Origin of the sequence: Mycobacterium asiaticum, from assembly GCF_001673365.1 — a bacterium.
GTDB classification, from domain to species: Bacteria; Actinomycetota; Actinomycetes; order Mycobacteriales; family Mycobacteriaceae; genus Mycobacterium; species Mycobacterium asiaticum_A.
Genome location: NZ_LZLS01000204.1, coordinates 25,990 through 49,858 on the forward strand (window position 1 = coordinate 25,990; position 23,869 = coordinate 49,858).

Here is a 23,869-nt window from a genome sequence, read left to right on the forward strand (position 1 = left end):
GATCCAGTCAATCACGTTGTAATAGAGTCTATTTACCCATTTATGTATCTGGATGATCTCGGTAAAAGAGGCTCGCGCAACGGACACGTTCAGGCACAGAGCTGGTTGAAGCTGTAAGTAGTACTTGTCTGGCAGGATTTGCATCGATGGAGACAGCCGCCGCGCCGGTGAGGCGCCGCCCGAAGGACCGCAAGCAGCAGATTTTGGAGCAGGCGGTCGGGCTGTTCATCGAGCGCGGCTTTCACTCGGTCAAATTGGAGGACATCGCCGAAGCGGCTGGGGTGACCGCACGCGCTCTTTATCGTCACTACGACAGCAAGCAGGCGTTGCTCGCCGAAGCGATCCGGGCCGGCCAAGACCAGTACCAGAGCGCTCGTCGTCTCACCGACGGCCAGGCTGAGCCGGCACCACGTCCGTTGAATGTCGAACTTCCCGACTTGATTACCGCGGCGGTCGAATCACGCTCGCTGATGGTTTTGTGGCAGCGCGAAGCGCGCTACCTCAATGAGAACGACCGCGCGGAAGTGCGGCGTCGCATCAACGCGATCGTCGCCGGTATGCGTGACAACTTAGTGCTCGAGGTGCCCGGTCTGAGCCCGCAGCAGTCAGAGTTGCGTGCGTGGGCGGTCGCCAGCACGCTGACCGGGCTCGGCGGGCACAATCTGACGCTTCCGGCTGACGAGCTCGAAGTGTGTCTCTCCCAAGCGTGTATGGCCGCGGCGCGGACTCCTGCGGCCGGTGAGCTAGAGCCGATCGAAACCTCTGTCGACCCGGATGCAGAGGCCGCGGTGCTGTTTTCGCGATACGAGACCCTGCTTGCCACCGGCGCACACTTGTTCCGCGCGCGCGGTTATCCGGCCGTCAGCACCAGCGAAATTGCCAAGGGCGCCAACATCGCCGGCCCGGGCCTCTACCGGTCGTTCTCGTCGAAGCAGGCCATTCTGGATGCGCTCATCCGCCGACTCGACGAGTGGCGCAGCCTGGAAGCCGTCCGTGCAATACGCGCGAATTCCGAAGCGGTGCAACGGCTGCGGGGGCTGGTAGAAGGGCATGTGCGGATCAGCCTGGACGCACCGGACCTGGTGGCGGTGTGCGTCACCGAACTCTCTCACGCCTCTGTCGAGGTATGCGACGGTTACCTGAGGAACAAGACCGACCGTGAGACGGTCTGGATCGAGTTGATCAACCAATTGGTGCCCGTGACGACGACCACCGAAGCGCGGATACTCACCGCTGCTGCTATCACTTTCATCGAAGATGTCTCTCGCACATGGCATCTCACGCGCTACGTGGGGGTCGCCGACGAAATCACCGCGATCGCGTTGTCGATCTTGACGAGTCGGTCCTGAGCGACGCTCACCAGAGCGCGGCGATGGTTCCGCCGTCGGCGATTTGCGTGGTCCCGGTGATCATCGACGCATCGTCGGACAACAGGAACGCCACAATGCTGGCCATCTCCTCGGGTGCTGCCATGCGACCCTGCAAGCGGGCGATCATGCTGCGTGCACCGCCCTCGCCCAACGTTTCGTCGAACATGGTCATCGCGGTCTGCTGCATGGGGGTGTCGACGAATGCCGGCAGCAGCGCGTTGGCGCGGATGTTCGAGGAGCGCAGTTCCGCGGCGGTGATCCGGCTCAGCTGACTGATCGCGGCCTTGGACATACCGTAGGCGCCGGATCCGCCCACCGCGATGTGCCCGGCCAGCGATGACATGTTGACTATCGCTCCCCCGCCACGCTGGATCATCTGCGGCGCAGCATGTTTGGTGCACAGCCAGGCGCCGCGCAGGTTGATCGCCATCACGCGGTCGAAATCCTCGACGGTGGTCTCGATGAGCGAAGCGAAGTGAACGACGCCGGCGTTCGCGACGAGTTTGTCCACGCCGCCGAAGGATGACACGCAGGCCGCGACCATGCCGGCGACCTGTTGCTCGTCGCTGATGTCGGCCTGGTGGGCAACCGCACCGGAACCGATCTTTGTCGCGGCGGTTTCAGCGGCCGCGGCGTCGATGTCGGCACACAGGACCTGACAACCCTCGACGGCGAGTCGCTGCGCCACCGCCAGCCCGATGCCTGCTCCGGCGCCGGTGACAATCGCGGTCTTACCCGCCAGGTCAGGATGGTTCACCCTGCTGCCGCCAACGTTTGCGTCGCTATCCCGTGCTCGCGAATGGCGCCGAACAGCACCAGACCGAATCCTGGTGTCTCATCGGAAAGTTCGAGGGCGTAGACCCCGAGATCACGAAGGATCCAGCTCACCGTTACCGCCATCTCTGTGGCACCGCTGCGTGGAAACAGCCCGCAGGCGCGCGGCGTCCCGGACGGCCGCAGGTACAGCACGACCCCGCTGCCCTGCGCCGACATCCGGGACAGCGCGCCGTTGAGGTCGCTGCCGCAGCGACACGCTTTGGAGCCGAACACATCTCCGGTCAAGCATTCGACGTGGACATGCAAGGGGACGGGGATGCCGGCGTCGGCGGTGCCTAGGATCACCGCCAGATGTTCACCACCCTCATGCACGTCTTTGAAGCCAATCACCCGGGAATCACCCGCCCACGTCGGCAGCACGGTCTCTGTCAACCGAACCACCTGCGGCTCGGTCCGCTTTCGATACGCGAGCAATTCGGCCATGAATACCACTGGAAGTGCGTATTCGACGGCGAATTCGACCAATTCGGCGCCACGGGCGATCAAGGTCGGATTACGCCGCGAGACGATTTCGCAGAATGCGGCGGCCTGGACCCGTCCCGCCAGCTGTGCCAGGTCGACTGCGGCCTCGGCGGGTCCGCATCGCTGCAGAAGCCCACCGGACTCGGCCCGGACCGGGACGACGTGGCCCGGACGCTGGAAATCCGCAGCCGTGCTCCGGGCCGACGCGAGTGCCGCGATGGTCCGCGCCCGGTCCGCCGCCGAAATGCCGGTACCGGTCCCGCGCACGTCGACCGACACGCAGTGCGGCGTGTCGCCGTGACACATGGGCGGCAGGTCCAGCCGTCGACACTCGTTGCCCGGCAATGCCACTCGCACATAACCGGAGGCGTGGCGGATGGTGAAGTGAAGTAGTTGCGCAGTCGCGGCCTCGGCCGCGAACACCAGATAGCCGTCACCGTCGGTACCGTCGGCGAGGACCACGGCCCGCCCCGCGGCAATCGCGGTCAGGGCGCGTAGCACTCGAACGTCGGTGGTTTTCACGATTAGCGCAGCCCGTCCAGGAACTCGGTCAGCAAGCGGTTTGTCTCCTCGGGTGCTTCCTGCTGGATCCAGTGGCCGACGTCGGAAACCATATGTGTGCCACGGTAGTCCGACATCACCTCGTCGGCACGTTCGAGCGCCTCGGCGCCCCAGGTGGTTCCGACGTCGTACTGTCCGCCGATAAACAGTGCGGGCGGTGTGAGTGGCTTGCCCTCCTGGTCGGCCAGGTCGTGCCAGTCGTTGTCGATGTTGTGGTAGAAGCTAAGCGGTCCGCCGAAGCCGGAACGCTCGAATTCCGCTGCGTAGAAATCGAGGTCGGTGTCGGTGAACCAGGACGGCATCGGTTCGGGATAAACGAATGCGTCCTTGAGTCGGGCCCCCTCGGCCATGCAAAGCGGGCCGGCCCGGATCACGTCGACAGGGTCCATTGCGGCCAGGTCGACTCCGGCGTCCACCGCCGCCTTGGTCGCGGCGATCATCGCTTCGCCGGAGACGGTATAGGTGAGTCCGAGCAGCCACCCCCGCACATCCTCTTCGATCTCGGCGATGATTGCGTCTTGCGCGGAGAAGTAGTCCTGGTACCAGACGCGACCTTCGCCGGCGAGTTCAATGTGATAGTCATTGGGCCGTTGCTCGCCGAAGGGGCTGCCCGGCAACCCGATTACGCCGCGGCCGGCGAACGGCACACTGATGCCGACCACGCCGGCACACCGGTCCGGGTGCAGCCAGGCGAAGGTCCAGGCTACTGGCGCACCCCAGTCATGACCGACCACGAATGCCGTGTCCGCGCCGTAAGCGTCGAGCACACCGACGACGTCACCGACCAATTCCTTGATCCGGTAAGCGGAATTCAAGAAGTACTTCGACGAACGCCCGTAGCCACGCTGATCAATCGCCACCGCGCGGTAACCGGCGGCGGCAAGCGCGGGAAGCTGATGACGCCACGAATACCAGGACTCCGGAAAGCCGTGGATCAGTACCACCAGCGGCCCGTCACCCTCCTCCACGGCGTGGATACGGGTGCCCCGGCAGTTCAGGATTCGATGAACCATGCTCGCCTCTCTCGTCAGCGTCCGTGGCCGGCGGCTGCGCCCACCAGTTGATTCGCGGGTTCGGCGGGTACCGCTCGATTTTCGTAATTGCGGGCGATCAACGTCTTCTCGCCGGACAGCCGGGTGCGCGCCCACTTGCCGATGACCCGGCTGGCGATACCCGGCTTCATCAGCGCCAGTGGCGGTTTGACGAGGTGAACGACGGCCAAGAACTCGCGGTAGGCGTCGAGGTCGTCATGCACCAACTCCAGCAGGCGGTCCATGTACCAGGTCAGCACCCCGAAGTAGAACGGGCGCTTCTTGTCTACGTCCTTCATCCAGTCGAAGCGTAGGTTCTGCTCGCGGATTACAAACCACGCCGTGTCGGCCATCTTCGCGATGGAGCGGTAATACCGCCGCGGCAGCTGGCGATGCCCTGGACCGTACTTTGCCAGCAGCAGTTGCATCTCGCGAACTTCCTTGAGCGCCAGACTCATACCGAGCCCCGAGACTGGGTCGGCGCTGGTGTACGCGTCGCCGACGGCCAACAGGGCCCGTGGCAGATTGCGCTTGTCCTCGTAGTGCAGCCGCAGCATGTTCGGATAGCGGAAGTTGTAGATCGGCGAGGCGGGTTCGAGCCCGTCGATGTTCTCCCCCACCACCGGCGACGGCATGCGATTGGCGATTCGCGGAATTCGGTTGCCGTGCGCGGCGGCGAATAACAGTTGTAGGCCACCAGCGAAGTGGACAGCACGGTACGCGAGCTGTCGACGTAATACTGTGCGGCATAGGTGTCCTCGAACGGCCGGTAGGCGTAGCAGATGACCATCACCTTGTCCTGCCATTGCCGTTCGGGCGGCACCCGATGCTGCATTGTCGAGTAGAAGCAGTTGATGATGTCCTGTTCGACCTCCGGTGCTCCGATGCCCAGACGGTCCAGGAACTCCGGTACCCGAGTGTTCTTACCGGAGGCGTCTACCACGAACTCCGCCGGTATGACCTCCGCGTCTTCTCCGACCGCGACACCTATCACGCTGTTGTTCGCCCGATCGAACACCAGGTCGGTGACCTCGGACTCGTACCGGAAGTCGATCCGGGGCTCGTCGTCGAGTCGGCGTCGCACGCACCATTCGAGCAGTGGTCTTCCGGCACAGATGATTTCGATGTCACTGGTGCCGGGCTTCTTCCAGGAACCGCCCAGCCGGATCCGATACTGGGCGGCCATGTCGACCTTGAAGGCACCCTCGCGAACCATGTCGTCGACGATCCCGGGGAATAGGCGTTCCAGTTCGATCTGTCCCGCGGTGAGTAGGTGATGCAAGTGCCAGCCCTGCGCAGCACCGGGCCTACCTTCCCGGCGGCGATGCGGATCGTCTTTCTCTAACACGATGACACGTTCGAACGTCTCGCTACACACCTTGGCCGCGGCGATGCCCGCAATGCTGCCACCGATCACCACTGCGGTACCGCGACCTCGGCGCCGCACCTCGTCGATGTCTACGCCGGCATGGTCCAGCCGCGCCGGGTTGCGCCGGCGCGCCGCCCCGCTGGCCACGAACTTCTCATAGTAGAGGCCGACCCGGTGAAAACCGTTTTGATCCAGCCAGTTTCGGCTGGCTTCCACCATCGGTGCCGGACCGCACAGATAGACATCGCAATCGCCGTCGGCCAGCATTCGTTGTTCCAGGAGATCGGTGACCAGTCCGGTGCGTCCATCCCAGTCGGCTTCGGGACTGGCAACGATGACGTGCACGTCCAAGGCGGGGACGCGACGGCGTAACGCCTTGAGCTCGTCGAGTTTGCACAGGTCCTGGCCGGAGGTCACTCCGTAGAGGAGATGAACGGGTTGGGTGGTGTCGGCTGCCAGACTGTCCGCCATCGCCAGGATTGCCGACAGGCCGGTGCCGCCGGCAACCAGGATGACCGGACGCACGACCGGACGCAGATAGAAGCTGCCCTTGCTGCACCGCATGGCAATGCGATCGCCGGGTTGCGCGCGGTCGCGTAGATAGTTCGACATCACGCCGTCGGGCAGCAATCGGATGATGAATTCCAGTTCGTCGCGACCATCCGGATGGGCGTAGGAGTAGTTGCGCCAGGTGCCCGTGCCGGGCACCCGCAACTGGGCGAACTGGCCAGCCTTGTAGCGCAGCGCAGACCCCAGTCCGGAGACGTCGACCCGCAGGATGGCCGTGCCGGCTGAAACCAGGTCGACAGAGGTCACCACGCCGTCGCCGGTGATCAGCAGGGCGGCATTGTCGTCGGCCGGGTACTGCAACTCGATACGACAATCGGAAGTCGCGAATGTCTGGCAGGTCAACACTTTTCGTGCGGCCCGCTCCACATCGGACAGGCCTTCGGTGCGTCCCATCTCGTACTGGCCGGAGGTACAAGTGGCCACGCAGGTACCGCAGATACCGCTCTGGCATTCGTTGACGATGGCGACACCGTGCTCCTCGGCCGCCTCCAGCATCGATTGGTCCGGCAGCACCGGCATCGTCTTGGCGGTCCCGTCCGAATAACCGACGGTGACTTGGCGAACCGACATCGTGGTGCCCTCTCTTGCGAAGCGCTAAACGACCAGGGCCACCGGTTTCTTGGCGATGCGGGCGTTGAGTCGGGGCATGACCTCCTCGGCCAGCAACCGCAGCGACTCTTTCCACGGCCCGGGATTGTCCCGGTAGTCGAAGCCGAGCACGAGCAGATGGCCGAATCCGCCCACCTGGTCGTAGGTGGCCTCCAACTTGTCGACCACCGTTTCGACCGAACCGACCACAAAAGTGTTCTCGGCCAGATATTCCGCCGTCACGTCGTCGTCAGGAACCGTCGGATTGTGCTTGTAGAACTTCGTCATGCCGAACATGCGGAACGTGGGCAACGTGTACTCGCGCATGGCGCGTCCCATTGCCCCGTCGACCGCGTAACGGAATGCCTGCTCATCGGTTTCGGCTACCAGCACTTCGCGTACCAGCCGCCAGTCGCGTCGATCCGGCGTACGACCGCTGCGCTCGGCCCCTTCCAACACTGCATCCCAGTGCGTGGCAACGTATTCCGCATTAAGGTCCAAACTCATTGGCAGATAACCACGTTCGCCGGCCAGCTTCAGTGTCTCCGAGCCGGCGCTGAACCCGGTGACGCCGATCGGGGGGTGCGGACTCTGGAAACACTTGATGTGACGCTTCATCAAGCCCTCGAACATCGGCGCAATACCGTTGGCGTTCCAGTATTTTCCGCGGTGCTCCCAGGGCGCGTCCTCGGTCCAGATGCGCAGCATGATCTCCAGCGCCTCGCGGGTCATCTCGCGGTGCTCGCCGTTCTTGCCGTCGACGTCATACAGCGCCCAGTCGCCGGGAATACCGCTGGCGCCCACGCCCAGCATGAAGCGACCCTGCGCGAGGTGGTCGAAATAGGCTACGCGGTGCGCCAATTCGACTGGATGATGGTAAGGCAACAGGTGCGCGCCAGGTGCGAGCTTGATGTTCTTGGTTCGCAACAGCGCCTGCGCCAGCAGTAGATCGGGCGCACAGATTGGCTCCCACGGCACGGTGAAGTGCTCGCCGACCCACGCTTCGACGTACCCGAGCTGGTCGGCCAGCTCGATCATGTCGAGGTCCCACTGGGTCGCGTCGTACAGGGTGCGCTCCGGTGGGTGGGCCGGCATGAGGAAGATTCCGATCTCCATCGTTAACCCTTCTCTGGTTGTCCGCCATCCGCGTCTCTGTTGGTATATCACAGTACTAGCAAGATACTTCGTTGTACACAAGATGCTTTTTGCTTGGTAATTCTCGGGGCACTCTGACCTACACGCCCGTAATGGCTATGGACATAATGACGAATGCGCGCGTAACGTCGCACGGGCCACCCGTTCAGCGCGCGCAGCGAGCAGCAAGGAGCCGCCATGAGTGTCACCGGGGTGAGTCCGGTCGATCACCGATCCAACGGGGACCGTCCCGGTACGGACTTCAAGTTCATCCGGTACGAGACGGTCGATGACGGCTTGATCGCTGCCATCACGCTCGATCGCCCGAAGCAACGCAATGCGCAGACCCGCGGGTTGCTGGTGGAGTTGGGTGCCGCGTTCGAGCTTGCCGAAGCCGACGACAGGGTGCGGGTAGTCATCCTGCGGGGCGCGGGACCGGCGTTCTCGGCGGGACACGATCTCGGTTCAGCCGACGATGTCCGCGAGCGTGCACCCGGACCGGACCAACACCCCTCCTATCAGTGCAACGGCGGAACCTTCGGCGGCGTGGAGTCACGCAATCGACAGGAATGGCACTACTACTTCGAGAACACGAAGAGATGGCGCAACCTGCGCAAGATCACCATCGCCGAGGTGCACGGCACCGTCCTTTCGGCCGGCCTGATGCTGGCCTGGTGCTGCGACCTGATCGTCGCCAGCCAGGACACCGTTTTCGCCGACGTAGTGGGCACCCGGCTGGGCATGTGTGGAGTGGAGTACTTCGGTCATCCGTGGGAGTTCGGACCGCGCCGGGCCAAGGAGCTCCTGTTGACCGGGGATTCGATCGGCGCCGATGAGGCCCACGTACTCGGGATGGTTTCCAAGGTGTTCCCCGCCGGCGAATTGACCGAGCGCACAATCGCATTCGCTCGCCGAATCGCCAAAGTCCCGACCATGGCGGCCTTGCTGATCAAAGAGTCGGTGAACCAGAGCGTCGACGCCATGGGCTTTACCACCGCACTCGACGGTTGTTTCAAGATCCATCAACTCAACCACGCGCACTGGGGCGAGGTCACCGGCGGAAAGCTGTCCTACGGAACCGTCGAGTACGGACTGGACGACTGGCGCGGCGCGCCGGAGATCCAGCCCGCCAGCAAGCAACGACCCTGACCCGAGGCGCCGACGTGGATGTCACCTACCCACCCGAGGTGGAAGCATTTCGGGATCGGATCCGCGATTTTCTGGCCGAGCATTTGCCCGCGGGCTGGTGCGGGCCAGGCGCGTTGGCGCCACCGGATCGCGACGCCTTTGCCCGGCAGTGGCGCCAATTGTTGGTAGCCCACCGGCTGGTCGCCGTCTCCTGGCCCACGGAATACGGCGGCGGCGGGCTGTCCCCGCTCGAGCAGGTTGTCGTGGCCGAGGAGTTCATCCGTGCCGGCGCGCCGGAGCGGGCCGAAAACGATCTGCTCGGGATCGACCTCTTGGGTAACACGTTGATCGCCTTGGGTTCTGTGGAACAGAAGAGCCGGTTCCTACCGCGCATCCTGTCCGGCGCGGATCGATGGTGCCAGGGATTCTCCGAACCCGAGGCCGGCTCGGACCTGGCGGCCGTGCGTACCCGTGCGGTTCTTGACGGCGACGGGTGGGTGATCAACGGCCAGAAGATCTGGACTTCTGCCGGCACGACCGCGAACTGGATCTTCGTGCTGGTGCGTTCGGACCCCAGCGCGCCCAAACACCGCGGCCTGTCGTTGCTGCTGGTTCCTATGACTCAACCGGGGGTTACGGTCCGGCCGATCGTCAACGCCGCCGGTCACTCGTCATTCAGCGAGGTGTTCTTCTCCGATGCCCGCACGGCGTCCGACAACGTGGTGGGCGGGGTGGGCAACGGATGGCCCACCGCGATGACCCTACTGGGTTTCGAACGCGGATCCGCGGCCAGCACGGTCGCCATCGAATTCGACCGTGACCTACAACGGCTGTGCGAACTCGCCCGGGCCCGCGGCATGAACACCGAACCACGCATCCGAGATGGGTTGGCACGGTGCTTTTCTCGTGTGCAGATCATGCGCTACCGCGGTTATCGCGCCCTCACCATGTCGCTCAACGGCCGCCTGCCCGTTGCCGAGGCTGCGATCAGCAAGATCATCTGGAGCGAATACTTTCGCAGCTACGCCGATCTTGCCGTCGAGATCCTCGGACCCGAGGCGATCAGCCCGGTCGGCACGGGCAACGGCGGAGCTCGGGTGGTGCCGGAAGCGGGCACACCCAATACCGCTTCATGCTGGATGGACGAGCTGTTGTACTCCCGCGCCGCAACGATTTACGCCGGCAGCTCGCAGATTCAGCGCAACGTGATCGGTGAGAAACTACTCGGACTGCCGCGCTGACATGGACTTCCGATACAGCACCGAACAAGACGACTTCCGCGCGTCGCTGCGCGGTTTCCTGTGCCAGCACGCCGCAACACCCGGGCTTTGGGAAAAGCTTTGCGTCGACCTGGAACTCCCCGGACTATCCGTCCCGGCCGAATACGGTGGCGCGGGTGCCACGCTCCTCGAGGCCGCGATCGCCTGCACCGAACTCGGACGAGCGTTATGCCCGGTGCCGTTCCTCGGCAACGCATTTGCCATCGAGACGATTCTGCGAATGGGCGACTCTGGGCAATGCAAGTCGCTGCTTCCCGGCCTGCTGTCCGGTGCGCGGGTCGCGGCTTTCGCCGGTTCCGAACCGGGGGTGGCGGCTGACCTAAGGCACGGGAGCAGTGTGCTGACCGGCGAATGCAGCCCAGTCCTGCACGGCCACATTGCCGACCTTTTCGTGGTGCCGGCGGTGCTGGGCGGTGAAACGGCCGGGTATGTCGTGCGGGCCGATACGCCGGGTGTCGCGGTGGGGCAGCTGCCGTCGTTCGACCCCACTCGCCCCGTCGCCAAGCTGCGCCTGACCGACGCCCCGGCCGAGGCACTGACCGGGGGCACCGCTGCGGACCTGGAGCGGGTGTTCGACGTGGCCAGGGTCCTAGTGGCGGCCGAGATGCTCGGCGGTGCCGAAGCCTGTCTGGACATGGCGGTCGAATACGCCTGCAATCGAAAACAATTCGACCGGCCGATCGGTTCCTTCCAGGCGATCAAACACGCGTGTGCTGACATGATGATCGAAATCGACGCCACCCGCGCTGCGGTGATGTTCGCGGTGATGACCGCGGTTAGCGGGGACGAGTTGCACATCGCCGCTCCGCTGGCGAAAGCACAGGCCGCCGACACCTTCGTGCAGTGCGCGGAAGCTGCTATCCAGATCCACGGTGGTATCGCGTTCACTTGGGAGCACAGCCTGCACCTGTACTACCGGCGAGCCAAAACCACCGCAGCGCTATTCGGCAGCAGCGCGCAGCACCGCGCCTTGCTCGCCGACCGTGCCGGTTTATGAGCACGCGTTACGTCCACATCGTTGACAAATCTCGATGACCGCGGCGGGAAAGTTCGCAAAGTCGACAAGGGTGCCGAAAATGTCGTTTTGTTGGCTTTCTAGATGCTAAATCCAGTTGGTGAACACGCGTGTCCAATTGTTTGACAATTTGTCTGTACCAGTCGAATCTTGGTTATTAGCAAGGGATTTCGATGTAGCAGACGCCGAGTGATATTCGCATAGCGGCACCGTCACACAAAATCTCAAAATAATCTTGCGCGGCTATTCCCAAATAGCTTTTGGTGACGATAACATCTCGCCAACAAAACTCGCCAACAAAACCCGATCCCAGGAGCGTGCAATGACAGACAAAAACCGAGTGCGACTGGTTCGAGTGGTGCTGGGTGTGTTGATGGCAGTCGCCGGTGCGTCCACCCTCGCGGGCTGCCCGGCGAATACGCAACCGCCGCCGCTCACCCCCCGCGCTGCGAGCGTCAGCGTTATTGACTAGGCGCTCAGTGCGTTGATCGCCGCGTCGTAGTCGGGCTCTTGGGCGATCTCGGGCACCAATTCGGTGTGCACCACCTTGCCGTCGGCGCCAACCACCACGATGGCGCGCGCCAGCAGGCCGGCCATCGGCCCGTCGGAAATAGTCACGCCGTAATCCTCACCGAAGCTGTCCCGGAACGCCGACGCGACGGTGACGTTCTCGATGCCTTCGGCGCCACAGAAACGCTGTTGCGCGAATGGCAGATCCTTGGACACGCACAACACAGCCGCACCGGTTCCGGCGACGCGCTCGTTGAAAGTCCGCACGCTGGACGCGCACACCGGGGTGTCCACCGACGGAAAGATGTTGAGCAGCACAGCCTTCCCGCCGAATTTGTCACTGCTGACCGGGGACAGATCGCCCCCAGTCAAGGCGAAGGACGGGGCTGGCGATCCGACCGAAGGAAGGTCGCCGACTGTGTTGACCGCATTTCCGCGCAAGGTTATCTGTGCCATGCTCACAGTCTGCCAAGGACGGTTGCGCGGTCATAAGCGGGGTCCACAGGGTCCACACCCGATGTCCTAATGTGTGGGGTACACGACATAGACGACATCGCCGCGGTTGGCCGACACTTGTCCTCATGGCGCGCAAAGTGTTGATCGCCGGGTTTCCGGGAGTGCAAGCGCTCGACCTGGTCGGGCCGTACGAAGTCTTCACCGGTGCATCCATGCTGACCGGGGGTGGTTACGAGGTCGTCGTGGCTTCCCTCGGCGGGCAACCCATCACCACCGGTGTTGGCGGGTCGAACGGCCTGGGCTTCGCCGCCGTTCCACTGCCCGATCCCAGCGAGCCGGTCGACACCGTCGTACTACCCGGTGGGTATGGCGTCGACGCGGCGCGGTCCGACCGGCAACTGATGGCGTGGATCAAAGACATTGCCCGATCGGCCCGCCGCGTGGTCACCGTCTGCACCGGCGCGTTCCTGGCCGCCGAGGCGGGGTTGCTGGACGGTCATCGCGCCACCACCCACTGGGCCTTCGCCGACCGGCTGGCCGAAGAGTTTCCCAACATCGAGGTCGATCCCGACCCAATCTTCATCCGCAGTGGGAAGAAGATATGGACCGCCGCCGGCGTCGCGTCCGGAATCGATCTCGCGCTCTCGCTCGTCGAGGACGATCACGGCACCGACGTCGCTCAGACGGTCGCCCGCTGGCTGGTGCTCTACCTGCGTCGCCCCGGCGGACAGACGCAGTTCGCCGCTCCGGTGTGGATGCCCCGAGCCAAGCGGCCGTCGATCCGCGATGTGCAGGAAGCCATCGAAGCACAACCTGGCGGCGCCCACAGCATCGACGACCTGGCCCGCCGCGCAGCGATGAGCCCACGGCACTTCACCCGGGTGTTCACCGAAGAGGTCGGCGAGGCGCCCGGCCAGTACGTGGAGCGCATTCGCACCGAAGCCGCGCGCCGTCAACTTGAGGAGACCGACGACACCGTCGTGGCAATCGCGTCACGGTGTGGTTTCGGTACCGCAGAAACCATGCGGCGCAACTTCATTCGCCGCGTCGGCATCCCGCCCGACCAGTACCGCAAAGCTTTCGTCTGAATCCGACCAGTAAGGAGCGCACCGATGACCCAGATCGCCTTCGTGGCCTACCCCGGCTTCACCGCCCTGGACATGATCGGCCCCTACGAGGTGCTGCGCCAAATGCCGGACGCCGACGTACGGTTTGTCTGGCACGATGCCGGGCCGATCACCGCCGACTCGGGGGTGCTGGTGGTGGGCGCGACCCACTCACTGGCCGAAACCCCTTCGCCCGACGTGATTTTGGTGCCCGGCGGACCGACAACCCCGGTGCACGCACGGGACGAGAAGCTGCTCGAGTGGCTGCGTCAGGCCAGTCGCACCGCCGCTTGGACCACCTCGGTGTGTTCCGGTTCGGTGATCCTGGCCGCCGCCGGGCTGCTGCAGGACAAGCGGGCCACATCGCACTGGGTTGCACTCCCGGCCCTGAAGATGTTCGGCGCCATTGCGGTGGGTGATGAGCGGATTGTGCACCAGGACAACGTGATTACCAGCGCCGGCGTATCGGCGGGACTGGACCTTGCGCTATGGCTGGCTGGCCGGATGTGCGGCGAAGGTCGAGCCAAGGCGATTCAACTGGCCATCGAGTACGACCCGCAGCCGCCGTTCGACTCCGGGCACATGTCCAAGGCATCGGCCACCACGAAAGCCGCCGCTACCGCACTGCTGTCCAAAGACAGTGCGAAGCCGGCCAACCTGAAGGCGGCGACGCTGCTGGCCTGGGAACGCGCAATTTCGGCGGCCCGCGCACGCCGGCGCAAGCGGCAGCCGGTCAGCTCGTCGGTTTAGGGCCGGGGATCGCGTCGGTCGCGAGTTTGCCGCCGGCGCGCATCCACTCGCCTACCACGCGGGGCGCGTCGCGCTTCGGGTTGTAGATGTCCTCCTCGCTGGAGAACAGTCCGTCGCCGGCGTAGACCAGCCGGGTCCAGTTGGGAAACCAGAACGGTTCGCCGTTCGGATCGGTCGGATGGTCGAGCAGATTCTTGATCATGATGACCACAGCGTCGTTGTCCTCGTCGTAGGCGATCCACTCCGAGGGAAAGCGCATGTGCGGGAACGGCGCCATGACGTCGACGATCCACTCCCGCACCGCCTCGCGGCCGTGGAAAACCCCGTAGTGGTGCTCGATGTACACGACATCCTCGGTGAACAGGTCGGCGAACGGACGCCAGTCCCCCGACTCCGAACAACCCGCCGCCACGGCGGTGTAGTGCCGGACTGCATCTTCGATCTCTGCTTTGGCGAACTTGCCCATACCGGACACACTAGAACGTGTTCGGCGTCCGCGGTCACCGTCTGAGGGGTTGCGAAATGAGCGTGTTGGACCTGTTCGACTTGCATGGCAAGAAGGCGCTGGTGACCGGTGCGTCGAGCGGCATCGGCAAAAAGGTGGCCCTGGCCTACGTGGAAGCGGGCGCCGAAGTTGCCATTGCGGCAAGGAGTTTGGACACATTGACGGCACTCGCCGATGAGATCGGCGCCGGCGGCGGCAAAGCGGTGCCCATTGCCTGCGACGTCACGCAGCAAGATCAGGTGACCGCAATGGTCGATCGGGTGACCGCCGAACTGGGTGGGATTGACATCGCGGTCTGCAATGCCGGCATCGTTTCGGTCACTCCCATGCTGCAGATGTCGCTGGAAGAATTTGAGCGCATCCAGCGCACCAACGTCACCGGCGTCTTCCTCACGGCGCAGGCGGCGGGCAAAGCGATGGTCACGCAGGGCCGCGGCGGGTCCATCATCACCACCGCGTCGATGTCGGGTCATATCATCAACATTCCGCAACAGGTGGGCCACTACTGCACATCCAAGGCGGCGGTCATCCACTTGACCAAGGCGATGGCCGTGGAGTTCGCACCGCACAATATCCGCGTTAACAGCATCAGCCCGGGCTACATCCTCACCGAACTGGTCGAGCCGCTCGCCGACTACCACCGAGTGTGGGAGCCGAAGATTCCGATGGGGCGCATCGGCCGCCCCGAAGAGCTCACGGGCCTCTACCTCTATCTGGCCGGTGCGGCCTCTAGCTATATGACCGGCTCCGACCTGGTGATCGACGGTGGCTACTGTCTCCCCTGAGTTTCGTTGCGCGATCTGTGGCGAGCCGGCCGGTCGCGTCCAGTTGGTGACTCCTGCCAACGCGGTTGACGACACTCACGGCCCAGCCGCACAGGCGGTGGTCGAGTTGGATGTCTTGCACCGCCCAGATGACCAGGCCGCGTTGCTGGTACAGACCTTCTTCGGCGTCAGCAGCCACTCCGTCCCACCCGAGCGCCTGCAGTGGGTAAGCCAGGCGCTTGCCGACACCGACGCGGCGGCCCTACACGCCATGACCTACAGCTACGCGCCATTCTTCTGTCCGGAGTGTGCGGCTTCTTACTGTGGCGCACAATGGAATTGGCGCGAATTCGACGACGATCCTTTTAGCGGTATCGAAGGCGACTGCCCACACGGGCACTTTCACATTTTGTCCTACTGAACGCGGCAGGGACGTCCGAAATAGGTTTGTACCCCGGCGGAGTACATCGCGCGAAGCCGGTCGCCGATGGGTTGCACTCCCGCTGCGCTCACCAACTCGTCATGCAGCTCGATGATTTCGGCCGACTGTAACGGCCACTGTGTGTGTTCATTTGGAAGCCACCACGTTCGGCCGGCTTTGCGGGTGTGCGCGCCCCAGCGGGCGGTCAGCCACACCTCCAGCGGAGTCGGCTCGATCACGCCTCCGACGGTGACCGTCATCAGGCTGCGCAGTCCGCGCCGCGGCCAGCGCCGCACACTGTGATAGGTGATCTGGTTGTCGCAGCGGCTCATTCGCATTTTCGCCCAGGTATAGGGCACGCCGAGCCCGATTCGGGTGACCGGAACGACCGCCAGTCGGGCGGTCTCAAGCGAGCGGAACAACACGCCGTGACGTCCGGCGTCATCGACCGAATACAACCGCACGTTCGTCTCCAGGAAGCGACCGAAATACGGAAGTGGAAGTGCGGTACCGAGTTTGGTGTAGGTCATGGCGAACGGAACCAGCCCTACATAAGTCGCGCCATCGGCGAATACATCAGGACGGGTGCCCGGCGGGTAGAGGTGCGCGACGCTTTCCGGGGCCACCGGCCAGTGCACGAAAGTCAGGTCACGCCAGTGCTGATCGAAGCTGACCGGGCGCGGTAGCGGTGGTGCTGCGACCGGGTAGCCCGCCAACTCTGGGATGCGCTCGGGCTCGGCAGCAGATGGCGTCGCGGTCATCGGACCATGGTGGCACGTCATGCGGCGCTTAATGCACGCCCAAGGTCCCGTCGAGGTATTCGGCGCGGCAGGCCACCCGAGCCAGCTTGCCGCTGGTGGTGCGCGGAATCGCGCCGGCGGGCAGGAAATGCACGTCGGCGACCGTCAGACCGTGTCTGCTCTGCACCGCAGTGCGAATCGCATCGACAGCCGGCGCGGGGTCGGCGCGGCTAGTGCCGGTGGCGCGCTCGGCGATGATCACCAAAACTTGGCCGTCATTCCGCGGCACGGCGAATGCCGTCACATATCCCCGTCGCACCATGGGTGATGCCTGTGCGACGGTCGCCTCGATGTCCTGCGGGTAATGGTTTCGACCGTTGACGGTCACCAGGTCCGCGATCCGGCCGGTGACGTAGAGCTCGCCGTCCAAGTAGACGGCCAGGTCGCCGGTGCGCAGCCAGTCGCCGTCGATCTTCGAGCCACTGGCATGGCTGCCTTCTGCGAGAGTTCCCGCCAGTTTGGCGCCAAACGTCAGCCGTGTGTCCTCGGGCCGTCCCCAATAACCGCGCCCCACGTTGTCACCTTGCAACCACACTTCGCCGACCTGACCGTCGGGCAGTTCGGTACCGGATTCGGGGTCCACGATCACAAGCCACAGACTGCGCGCCACCTGGCCGCACGAAACCTGAACCACGGCATTTGGGTCCTCGGCCGCGACCCGGACCGCTCGACCCGCGCCGAGTTGTTCTCGGTCGAGATGGATGACCGAGGTTTCGGCGGCGTGGTCGATGGTGGCGATCATCAACGTCGCCTCCGCAATCCCGTACGACGGCTTGAATGCCGTGCGGGGCAATGCGTAGGGCGCGAACGCCTTATTGAACGACGTCACCGCGTCGATGCTGACCGGCTCGGAACCGATGATCAGGATGACGTTGCTGAGGTCGATATCCTCACCGGCTGCCGGCTGCCCACGTTGAGCGGCCCACTCGTAAGCGAAGTTCGGCGCCGCGGTGACCACCTGGCCGATCCTCGAACTCTCCGAAAGCGCCTGGATCCATCGCTGTGGCCGGCGCACGAACGCCGTCGGCGACATCAGCGTGGTGTGGCCGCCGTAGACCGTCGGAAAGCCGATCATCGACAGGCCCATGTCGTGATACAGCGGCAGCCAGCTGACCCCGTGGGTGTTCCGATTGAGCAGGTCGATGGACAGGATCATCTGGGTCAGGTTGGTGGCGACGGCGCGGTGCGTGATCTCCACCCCGACCGGGGGGCGGGTCGCGCCGGAGGTGTACTGCAGATACGAAACGGCGTCCATGTCCAGCGTCACGGGAACGAACTGCTGCGCGGCCTCGTCCGGTATCTGGTCGATGACCAGCATCTGCGGAATGCGCAAGTCGGTGAGGGTGGCCAGAAAGTTCTCCACGGCTGCTTTGCCTGCTGTCGTGGTCAGCACAACGCACGGCTCGGAATCGCGCAGCGCCGTTTCCAGCCGTTCGGCGTGGCCCGGCAGCTCGGGGGCGAACAATGGCACCGCAATGGCGCCCGCCTTGATCGCGGCGTAGTAACCGACGACCCAGTCGATGCTTTGCGGGGCGAGGATCGCGACCCGGTCACCAGAGCCTGCCAGCTGCTGCACGCGGGCAGCGACCGCGCGCAAGCGGACCCCGAACTGGGCCCACGTCACTTCGTCGACCTGCGCCTCACCCGCGCCGCTGTGGTCGAGGTAGCGGTAGGCGACAGTGTCACCAAGATGCCGGATGTTGCGGTCGATCAGCGAGATCAGCGTGGTGTCCGGCGGCAGCACGATGTTGCCGTCGGCGTCCAGGCAATCCTCGATTTGCAGCAGCCCGTCCCGCACCGCGGGTTTCGACCCGGCACCCCCATTCATAGCCGCAGTCTATAAACCGGCGCGTGCCACCTTTGGTGACGCCGTCGCGCAGACCGTGCGCACGATGCCAAGCCGAGCGGCTGTCGCTGTGCATCTGCGCACGTTCGAGACGAGGCAGCTACTGCCCGGCGGCGGGCTCGTAATCGCCGGGGTCGTGATAGGCCGCCCCGAAATGTGGCACCTCGAGTGGCCCCTCTTTGCGCGCCGTGTTTACGGCGTTGGTCAGGAGCGGGGCCAGACCCGCAAACGACCCGACGTCAAAGAGCAGCAGGGTGAGCAGGCGGTTGTGCACGTAGCCGAACGAACTGCCCGACGCCGGATCGGCCCACCCGACGGTTCCGCCCAGACCGATATGGCCGTAGCCCTCCAAAAACCCTGGGACGGGCGATGATTGGTACCCCTGGTGATAGGTGAAAGGAAGCCCGAGGTTCAGGTCCGGCCACAACTCGGCCTTACCCTTCATGCTGCTGACCGCGTCCGGCGACAGCAACCGGGTGTCCCCGATGCTGCCGTTGTTGGCCATTACCGCGTAAGTCTTGGCCAGCGCGCGTGCGGTCACCACACCGTTGACCGCGGGCAGTTCACCGTCCAGAAATGGCATGTCGCCCTGCAGCATCGACATGATGCCCGGAAAGTAGATCGAACCGAGCAACCCGGAGAACGACAACCCGGCCACCTTGGGCGCGATGAAGTCGAGCAGCGGTGTCGGAATCTTCGCCTGCGGAAGCAGTGTCTGCGCTGCCGTCGTGGGCGAATCGGCCGGTGGCCGACCCAGGTGCAAGCCGTCCATACCCAGCGGTCGCGCGAGTTCTTCGCGGAACAGTTCGCGCATTCCTTTCCCGGTCACGGCGCGGGCCAGACCGGAAAGCAGCCATCCGTAAGTGATCGCGTGGTACGCCATCTTGCCGTGCGCATGGTCCACCGGGGCCGCGGCAAGCCGCTCCTCCATCAGCAGATGATCCATGATCGTTTTCTTGTCCACCCCCTTGAGGTGCGACAGGCCGGCGCGGTGCCGTAATACGTCGCTGACGGTGATCTCGGCCTTGCCGTTTGCCCCGAACTCTGGCCAGAATTCGGCGACCGGAGCGTCGTAAGCCAGCAGACCGCGGTCAACCAGCAAGTGAATTATGGTGGCGGCCAACCCTTTTGTAGCCGAGAACACCATGGCGCCGGTGTCTTCGGTCCACGGCACACGGCCCTTGCGGTCTGAATAGCCCGTCCAGACGTCAACCACCGGGCGACCGTCGATGAAGACCGATAATCCACCGCCGCCGAACATCTTGCCGGGGTAGAGCCCGGCGAATGCGCGAATGACATTCAGGAAGCGTGAATCGCACGCACCTTGCACGCCGGAGGGAAGGCCATTGTCAGCGGTGAGGACAGACGGTTGCGCCATACCGTGAATGATTGCAGCCTCACCGCCACCCGGTGTATGGGAATGGCATATTTTCTGTTCAGCGCGAGCGTGTCACATCCAAATGCGGCCCAGGGCGTCGGCCAGAGCCTCCGGATCCTGCTTGTCGACATTGCAACTGATCGCCACCGACGTGCGCCGGTCGCTGCTGACGTGAAAAGCCGTGACGAAGCCAGCCCACCCGCCGTCGTGATCGAGCATGCCGTTGGCCAGGGAAAAGATCCCCGCACCGTAGCGGTCGCCGCCGCCGGGCTCGGTCTCGACGGCGCCGGCCAGTTGCGCATCCAGCAGTTTCGGCCCGCCGACCTTGCCGGTGCGGTAGTTGTCGGCCCAGCGCACCAACTGGGTGGGCGTGGTCTGGATACCGCCGTCGCCCACCTGTTCCCACTTCGAATCCGCGACCCGGTAGTCGGACCCGGTATAGGACACGGCTTTATTCGGGATGCTCGCAGTCGGATCCATCACCATGGTCAGGTTCAGTGGCTGAAAGATCTCCGCATTCAGGTAGTCGGCGAGCGGCTCTCCGGACACCCGTTGCACGATCTCGCCGAGCAACAGATAGTTCGAATTCGAGTACTGATACCGGGAGCCGGGCGTGAACACCAATTCCGGAGCGGCAGCCAGCGCCTGCAACGCCTGGGCCTGGCTTGTGCGGTCGGCGTAGCTGTAGCCCTGCTCCTGCAGAAGTCCGACATAGTCGGGAATGCCACTGGTGTGGTGCATCATCTGCGCCACAGTGACTTTGGAGGCCCACGGGGGCATTTCGGACATGTATTGAGACAGCGGATCGTCTAGCGCCAGTTTGCCGGCGGCGAACAGCAACAGGATCGCGGTTGCGGTGAATTGCTTGGACACCGAGGCAATGTCGAAGACGGTGTCGGCGGTGATTTTGGCTCCGTTGCTGATGTTGGACAAACCGGCAACCCCGGTCCAGGCGACCTTGCCCTCGATGCCCACCGCCGCCGAGCAGCCCGGCCCGTCGGCCCTGACGGCGGAGTCCAGCACGCCTTGACTGCTGCTGGCCTTGGCCGCAGTGGTTTCGGTCGTTGCGCCGCTATTGGTACCCGAGCTATGGCTGGCGTGGGGGTCGGCGCACGCCCCAAGCACCAGCAACGCGAGAAGCGCCGCGGGAATCGAGTATTTCGACGTCATGCGTGAATTAGCTTGTCCCGCAGAGAGTTTTGCCCGGTGAGCCTTCGGTTATTGGTCCGCGCTGGTACGAAAGCAGCCATAGTGCGGGCAAGACTACGCTGCTCGACGTCGACAGGTGGCTGCACCTGTCCGAAGGACGGCTATTTGTCGGAGCGCAGCAGCCTGCCGACGACTGACCGGTTCGGATCCGCTTCGCGTTCGGCAAGCATCAACTCGATGCCCTGCTCGACCGCCGCGGCGGTGCGCTCGCGCACCTTGCGTGCGGCGTTGTCGTCGGCTTGTTGCCCGCTGAACTCGGTGGTCTCGATCGGCTCACCGAACCAGTAGTACTGCCGCTCGGGTCTGGGCACCGGGGTCAGGCCCACCCCGCGCACCAGCGGTGGCCCGTCAGGCGAACCCAGCAACTTCTCGGTGAGAAATTGCATCGGCGCCAGCAATGGTGATTCGTTGTCCAAAATGATGTCGATGCCGTGTTCGGCCCCCACCGACGCGAACGGCACGATCGGGTAGCCGTGTTGAATTGCCAAGCGCGCGAAGCCGAGTCGGTTCTTCCACACCAATTTGTACTGCTCGTTCTTGCGCTTGTTCACTTCCCGCCCACCGCCGGGGAACACCATGATGAGTTCACCGCGCTCCATCAATGCCGACGTGATTTCACGGGTGCCCTCGACGACACCCATGCGCGTAAGCGCGTCGCGCCAACCGGGCACCTTGAAATGCGCGTGATCACCCAACGATCGGACCATCCTGCCGCGCTCCCAGAGTTCGGCGGCCAGCAACGGGGAGTCGACCACGCCCAGCGTGTTGTGATTGCCCACCAGCAATGCCCGTTCGGTCGGCACGTTGTCGATGCCAAAAACCTTGGGTTTGATCAGCTTGCGCAGCGGCTTCATCAGGTTCAGCGCCGCACTGATATCGGCCTTGGTGGGGGTGGATGGTATCGAGACGGTGTCGGCGTTTGGCACCTCGTGAGTATGCGCCTGTCGGCCGTCGCGCGGGAGCCGTTTCTGCCGGTCAGGTACCCCGACCGGATGACAACTGGGTGCGCGGTAGGGTACCCGGCAGCACATTGGGAATCGCGCATTGGGGAGTCAGGGATGTCGGGTCGAAAGTTCAGCTTCGAAGTCAACAAGACCACCAGCGCTCCGCCAGCCACGGTGTTCCGACTGATGGCCGACGGTGGCAACTGGTCGGCTTGGGCGAAGCCGATCGTCGTCTCCTCGAGTTGGGTCCGGCAAGGCGACCCCGCCCCCGGCGGCGTCGGTGCTGTGCGAAAGCTGGGCATGTGGCCGGTATTCGTGCAGGAGGAGACCACCGAATACGAGCAGGACCGCCGGCATGCGTACAAGCTGGTCGGTCCTCGACAGCCCGTGAACGACTACGTGGCCGAGGTGGTGCTCACCCCAAACGCGTCGGGCGGCACCGACATTCGTTGGAGCGGATCGTTCAGCGAAAAGGCTCGTGGCACCGGCCCTGCGGCGCGTGCCGCAATGGGCGGGGCGGTCAAGTTTTTCGCCGGCCAGCTGGTCAAGGCGGCCGAACGCGAGGCCGGCACCGCTTAACTCTCTGCGGTGTAACGCCTTTCGCGTTACTTCGAACTGACTTCGTCCTGGTACTTCTTGGTCATGTGCTCGATGGCCTGAAGTTGGGTCGCAGCGAGGTCGTCGCGCTGCTGGCCGGCGCGCGCGGCGGCATCCAGGGTCGGTTGAGCTTGGCCCTGGAAATGCGGAATCACTTCGGCGGCGAACAACTCGGCGGATCGTCTGGTGGCTGCGGGGTTGGCCCACTCGTGACCCATTTGCAGCATGCAGCCGAACCCGCCGGACTGGTCCCACAGCCGCTGTACCTGCTCACGGGCTCGCTCGGGCGTGCCGATCACCCCGGCCCCGTTCTCGTTGATCATGTCGATCATTTCGTCGAGCCGATCCCCCGGCATCGTCATCTGCGGGAAGGCTGCGACCTTTTGGAAGTAGCGGAACCACGGCTCGATGCCGAACTTCACGTCGGCTCGGGCTTGTGCGTCGGTCTCGGCGATGTGCATCGGACCGACCAAGCTCCAGTTGCTGCGGTCGACCCGGGTGCCGAACGCGGCGGCCCGCTCTTCGACGATGCCCCAGTGATAGGCGAGCGCATCAAAGCCCTCGATTACCAGCGTTGCGCCGATGGAGAGCAGCCCGATGCCGTGCTTGCCCGCCAATCGCGCGCCCGTCGGCGAAGCGACTGCAGCAACCGATAGCGGTATCCCGCCCTCGGAATACGGTGCGAGTTGCAACTTCGCGTCGAAAAGTTGGTGAGTGGCGGTCTTGGCTGACACGGTCTCCCCCGCCAGCAGCCGAACGACGATGTCAAGGTTGGTCTCGAGCAGCTCGCGCGTGTCGGTCGGGGTCAAGCCGATCATTGACGAATCGGTGGGCAGCGAGCCCGGTCCTACCCCGCCGATGATGCGACCGTGCGTCAAATGGTCGAGCAGCATCAACCGGTCCGCCACCCACAGCGGATTGTGATAGGACAACGAAATTACGCCGGTGCCGAAATGGATTCGCTTCGCGCGCTCCGCCGCGGCCGCGATGAAGACTTCGGGCGAGCTGATGATTTCGCTGCCCGCGGAGTGATGCTCGCCTATCCATGCCTCGTCGAAACCGAGTGCATCGAGGTGCTCGACGAATTCCAGGTCGCGCTGCAAAGCGAGCGTGGGATTGGTACCGGCACGGTGAAACGGCGCAATGAAGTATCCGAACCTGAGCTTCGCCATTGGTGCTCCCTCGCGATCGGTGCTAGGCGAACCATAACCCCGACCAACAACAAACGAGGACCGGGC

22 protein-coding genes and 1 pseudogene are annotated in these 23,869 nt (G+C 64.2%); 10 read left to right on the forward strand and 13 right to left on the reverse strand.

All coding sequences use genetic code 11. The annotated features are described in order from the left end of the window. Positions 1-146: 146 nt before the first annotated feature. Positions 147-1,349, forward strand: coding sequence for a TetR/AcrR family transcriptional regulator (locus tag A5634_RS23825; RefSeq protein ID WP_065146496.1), 1,203 nt, complete (start codon positions 147-149; stop codon positions 1,347-1,349). A 7-nt stretch (positions 1,350-1,356) separates the two neighbouring features. Here A5634_RS23825 and A5634_RS23830 read toward each other — a convergent pair whose 3' ends face one another. From A5634_RS23830 to A5634_RS23850, 5 genes and pseudogenes are all read right to left on the reverse strand, one after another. Then, a complete protein-coding gene (locus A5634_RS23830; protein ID WP_065146497.1) occupies positions 1,357-2,127 on the reverse strand; it encodes a glucose 1-dehydrogenase in 771 nt (256 codons plus the stop codon). After that, positions 2,124-3,191 carry a 3,4-dihydroxy-2-butanone-4-phosphate synthase gene (locus A5634_RS23835; RefSeq protein WP_065146498.1) on the reverse strand — a complete coding sequence of 356 codons (1,068 nt, stop codon included), beginning with the start codon at positions 3,189-3,191 and terminating at the stop codon, positions 2,124-2,126. Before A5634_RS23835 ends, A5634_RS23830 begins: the two co-directional genes overlap by 4 nt. Positions 3,192-3,193: 2 nt before the next feature. After that, positions 3,194-4,243 (reverse strand): alpha/beta fold hydrolase, encoded by a 1,050-nt coding sequence (locus A5634_RS23840; RefSeq protein WP_065146499.1) that lies wholly within the window; start codon positions 4,241-4,243, stop codon positions 3,194-3,196. Positions 4,244-4,257: 14 nt separating this feature from the next. Next, positions 4,258-6,770: pseudogene (locus A5634_RS23845) on the reverse strand (FAD-binding oxidoreductase). A gap of 24 nt (positions 6,771-6,794) precedes the next feature. Continuing rightward, positions 6,795-7,904 (reverse strand): LLM class flavin-dependent oxidoreductase, encoded by a 1,110-nt coding sequence (locus A5634_RS23850; protein ID WP_065146500.1) that lies wholly within the window; start codon positions 7,902-7,904, stop codon positions 6,795-6,797. Between the two features lie 216 nt (positions 7,905-8,120). Between A5634_RS23850 and A5634_RS23855 the strand changes: the two genes are divergently transcribed. The 4 genes from A5634_RS23855 to A5634_RS28415 all read left to right on the forward strand — a co-directional run bounded on the left by A5634_RS23855 (position 8,121) and on the right by A5634_RS28415 (position 11,817). Then, positions 8,121-9,071: an enoyl-CoA hydratase gene (locus A5634_RS23855; protein WP_065146501.1), complete on the forward strand. Its 951-nt coding sequence runs from the start codon at positions 8,121-8,123 to the stop codon at positions 9,069-9,071. A 14-nt stretch (positions 9,072-9,085) separates the two neighbouring features. Continuing rightward, positions 9,086-10,291, forward strand: a complete 1,206-nt coding sequence (locus A5634_RS23860) for an acyl-CoA dehydrogenase (RefSeq protein WP_065146502.1) — start codon at positions 9,086-9,088, stop codon at positions 10,289-10,291. Position 10,292: 1 nt separating this feature from the next. Continuing rightward, positions 10,293-11,327: an acyl-CoA dehydrogenase family protein gene (locus A5634_RS23865; RefSeq protein ID WP_065146503.1), complete on the forward strand. Its 1,035-nt coding sequence runs from the start codon at positions 10,293-10,295 to the stop codon at positions 11,325-11,327. A gap of 340 nt (positions 11,328-11,667) precedes the next feature. Beyond that, the gene (locus tag A5634_RS28415) at positions 11,668-11,817 is read left to right on the forward strand and encodes a hypothetical protein (protein ID WP_155769692.1); all 150 of its coding nucleotides are present in this window, start codon (positions 11,668-11,670) and stop codon (positions 11,815-11,817) included. On the opposite strand, the gene tpx is transcribed toward A5634_RS28415, so the two are convergent. Then, positions 11,814-12,311 (reverse strand): thiol peroxidase, encoded by a 498-nt coding sequence (tpx, locus tag A5634_RS23870; protein ID WP_065146504.1) that lies wholly within the window; start codon positions 12,309-12,311, stop codon positions 11,814-11,816. The two genes, A5634_RS28415 and tpx, sit on opposite strands and share 4 nt — an antisense overlap. 125 nt (positions 12,312-12,436) lie before the next feature. Here tpx and A5634_RS23875 point away from each other — a divergent pair, with 125 nt between their 5' ends. Together A5634_RS23875 and A5634_RS23880 are read left to right on the forward strand one after the other, a co-directional pair. Next, positions 12,437-13,399 carry a GlxA family transcriptional regulator gene (locus tag A5634_RS23875; protein ID WP_065146505.1) on the forward strand — a complete coding sequence of 321 codons (963 nt, stop codon included), beginning with the start codon at positions 12,437-12,439 and terminating at the stop codon, positions 13,397-13,399. Between the two features lie 24 nt (positions 13,400-13,423). Further along, the gene (locus A5634_RS23880; RefSeq protein WP_065146506.1) at positions 13,424-14,167 is read left to right on the forward strand and encodes a DJ-1/PfpI family protein; all 744 of its coding nucleotides are present in this window, start codon (positions 13,424-13,426) and stop codon (positions 14,165-14,167) included. Here the strand turns inward: A5634_RS23880 and A5634_RS23885 are convergent. Next, positions 14,151-14,633, reverse strand: coding sequence for a nuclear transport factor 2 family protein (locus A5634_RS23885; RefSeq protein ID WP_065146507.1), 483 nt, complete (start codon positions 14,631-14,633; stop codon positions 14,151-14,153). The genes A5634_RS23880 and A5634_RS23885 overlap by 17 nt on opposite strands. Before the next feature lie 56 nt (positions 14,634-14,689). On the opposite strand from A5634_RS23885, the gene A5634_RS23890 reads away from it, so the two are divergent. Together A5634_RS23890 and A5634_RS23895 are read left to right on the forward strand one after the other, a co-directional pair. Then, on the forward strand, positions 14,690-15,457 hold the full coding sequence (locus A5634_RS23890) for an SDR family oxidoreductase (protein WP_065146508.1): 768 nt from the start codon (positions 14,690-14,692) through the stop codon (positions 15,455-15,457). A gap of 46 nt (positions 15,458-15,503) precedes the next feature. Beyond that, positions 15,504-15,857, forward strand: coding sequence for a hypothetical protein (locus tag A5634_RS23895; protein ID WP_155769693.1), 354 nt, complete (start codon positions 15,504-15,506; stop codon positions 15,855-15,857). Here the strand turns inward: A5634_RS23895 and A5634_RS23900 are convergent. The 5 genes from A5634_RS23900 to A5634_RS23920 form a co-directional block, all read right to left on the reverse strand. Continuing rightward, complete coding sequence (locus A5634_RS23900; RefSeq protein ID WP_065146510.1) at positions 15,851-16,618, reverse strand: YqjF family protein; 768 nt, start codon at positions 16,616-16,618, stop codon at positions 15,851-15,853. The genes A5634_RS23895 and A5634_RS23900 overlap by 7 nt on opposite strands. Positions 16,619-16,646: 28 nt before the next feature. Beyond that, positions 16,647-18,485 carry a fatty acyl-AMP ligase gene (locus A5634_RS23905; RefSeq protein ID WP_065146511.1) on the reverse strand — a complete coding sequence of 613 codons (1,839 nt, stop codon included), beginning with the start codon at positions 18,483-18,485 and terminating at the stop codon, positions 16,647-16,649. Between the two features lie 118 nt (positions 18,486-18,603). After that, positions 18,604-19,881 (reverse strand): serine hydrolase domain-containing protein, encoded by a 1,278-nt coding sequence (locus A5634_RS23910; protein ID WP_065146512.1) that lies wholly within the window; start codon positions 19,879-19,881, stop codon positions 18,604-18,606. Between the two features lie 72 nt (positions 19,882-19,953). Beyond that, complete coding sequence (locus A5634_RS23915) at positions 19,954-21,051, reverse strand: serine hydrolase domain-containing protein (RefSeq protein ID WP_065146513.1); 1,098 nt, start codon at positions 21,049-21,051, stop codon at positions 19,954-19,956. A gap of 140 nt (positions 21,052-21,191) precedes the next feature. After that, the gene (locus A5634_RS23920) at positions 21,192-21,992 is read right to left on the reverse strand and encodes a lysophospholipid acyltransferase family protein (RefSeq protein WP_253861866.1); all 801 of its coding nucleotides are present in this window, start codon (positions 21,990-21,992) and stop codon (positions 21,192-21,194) included. A 156-nt stretch (positions 21,993-22,148) separates the two neighbouring features. Between A5634_RS23920 and A5634_RS23925 the strand changes: the two genes are divergently transcribed. After that, positions 22,149-22,613: an SRPBCC family protein gene (locus A5634_RS23925; protein WP_065146515.1), complete on the forward strand. Its 465-nt coding sequence runs from the start codon at positions 22,149-22,151 to the stop codon at positions 22,611-22,613. 26 nt (positions 22,614-22,639) lie between these two features. Here A5634_RS23925 and A5634_RS23930 read toward each other — a convergent pair whose 3' ends face one another. Continuing rightward, on the reverse strand, positions 22,640-23,803 hold the full coding sequence (locus A5634_RS23930; protein WP_065146516.1) for an LLM class flavin-dependent oxidoreductase: 1,164 nt from the start codon (positions 23,801-23,803) through the stop codon (positions 22,640-22,642). Positions 23,804-23,869: the final 66 nt, after the last annotated feature.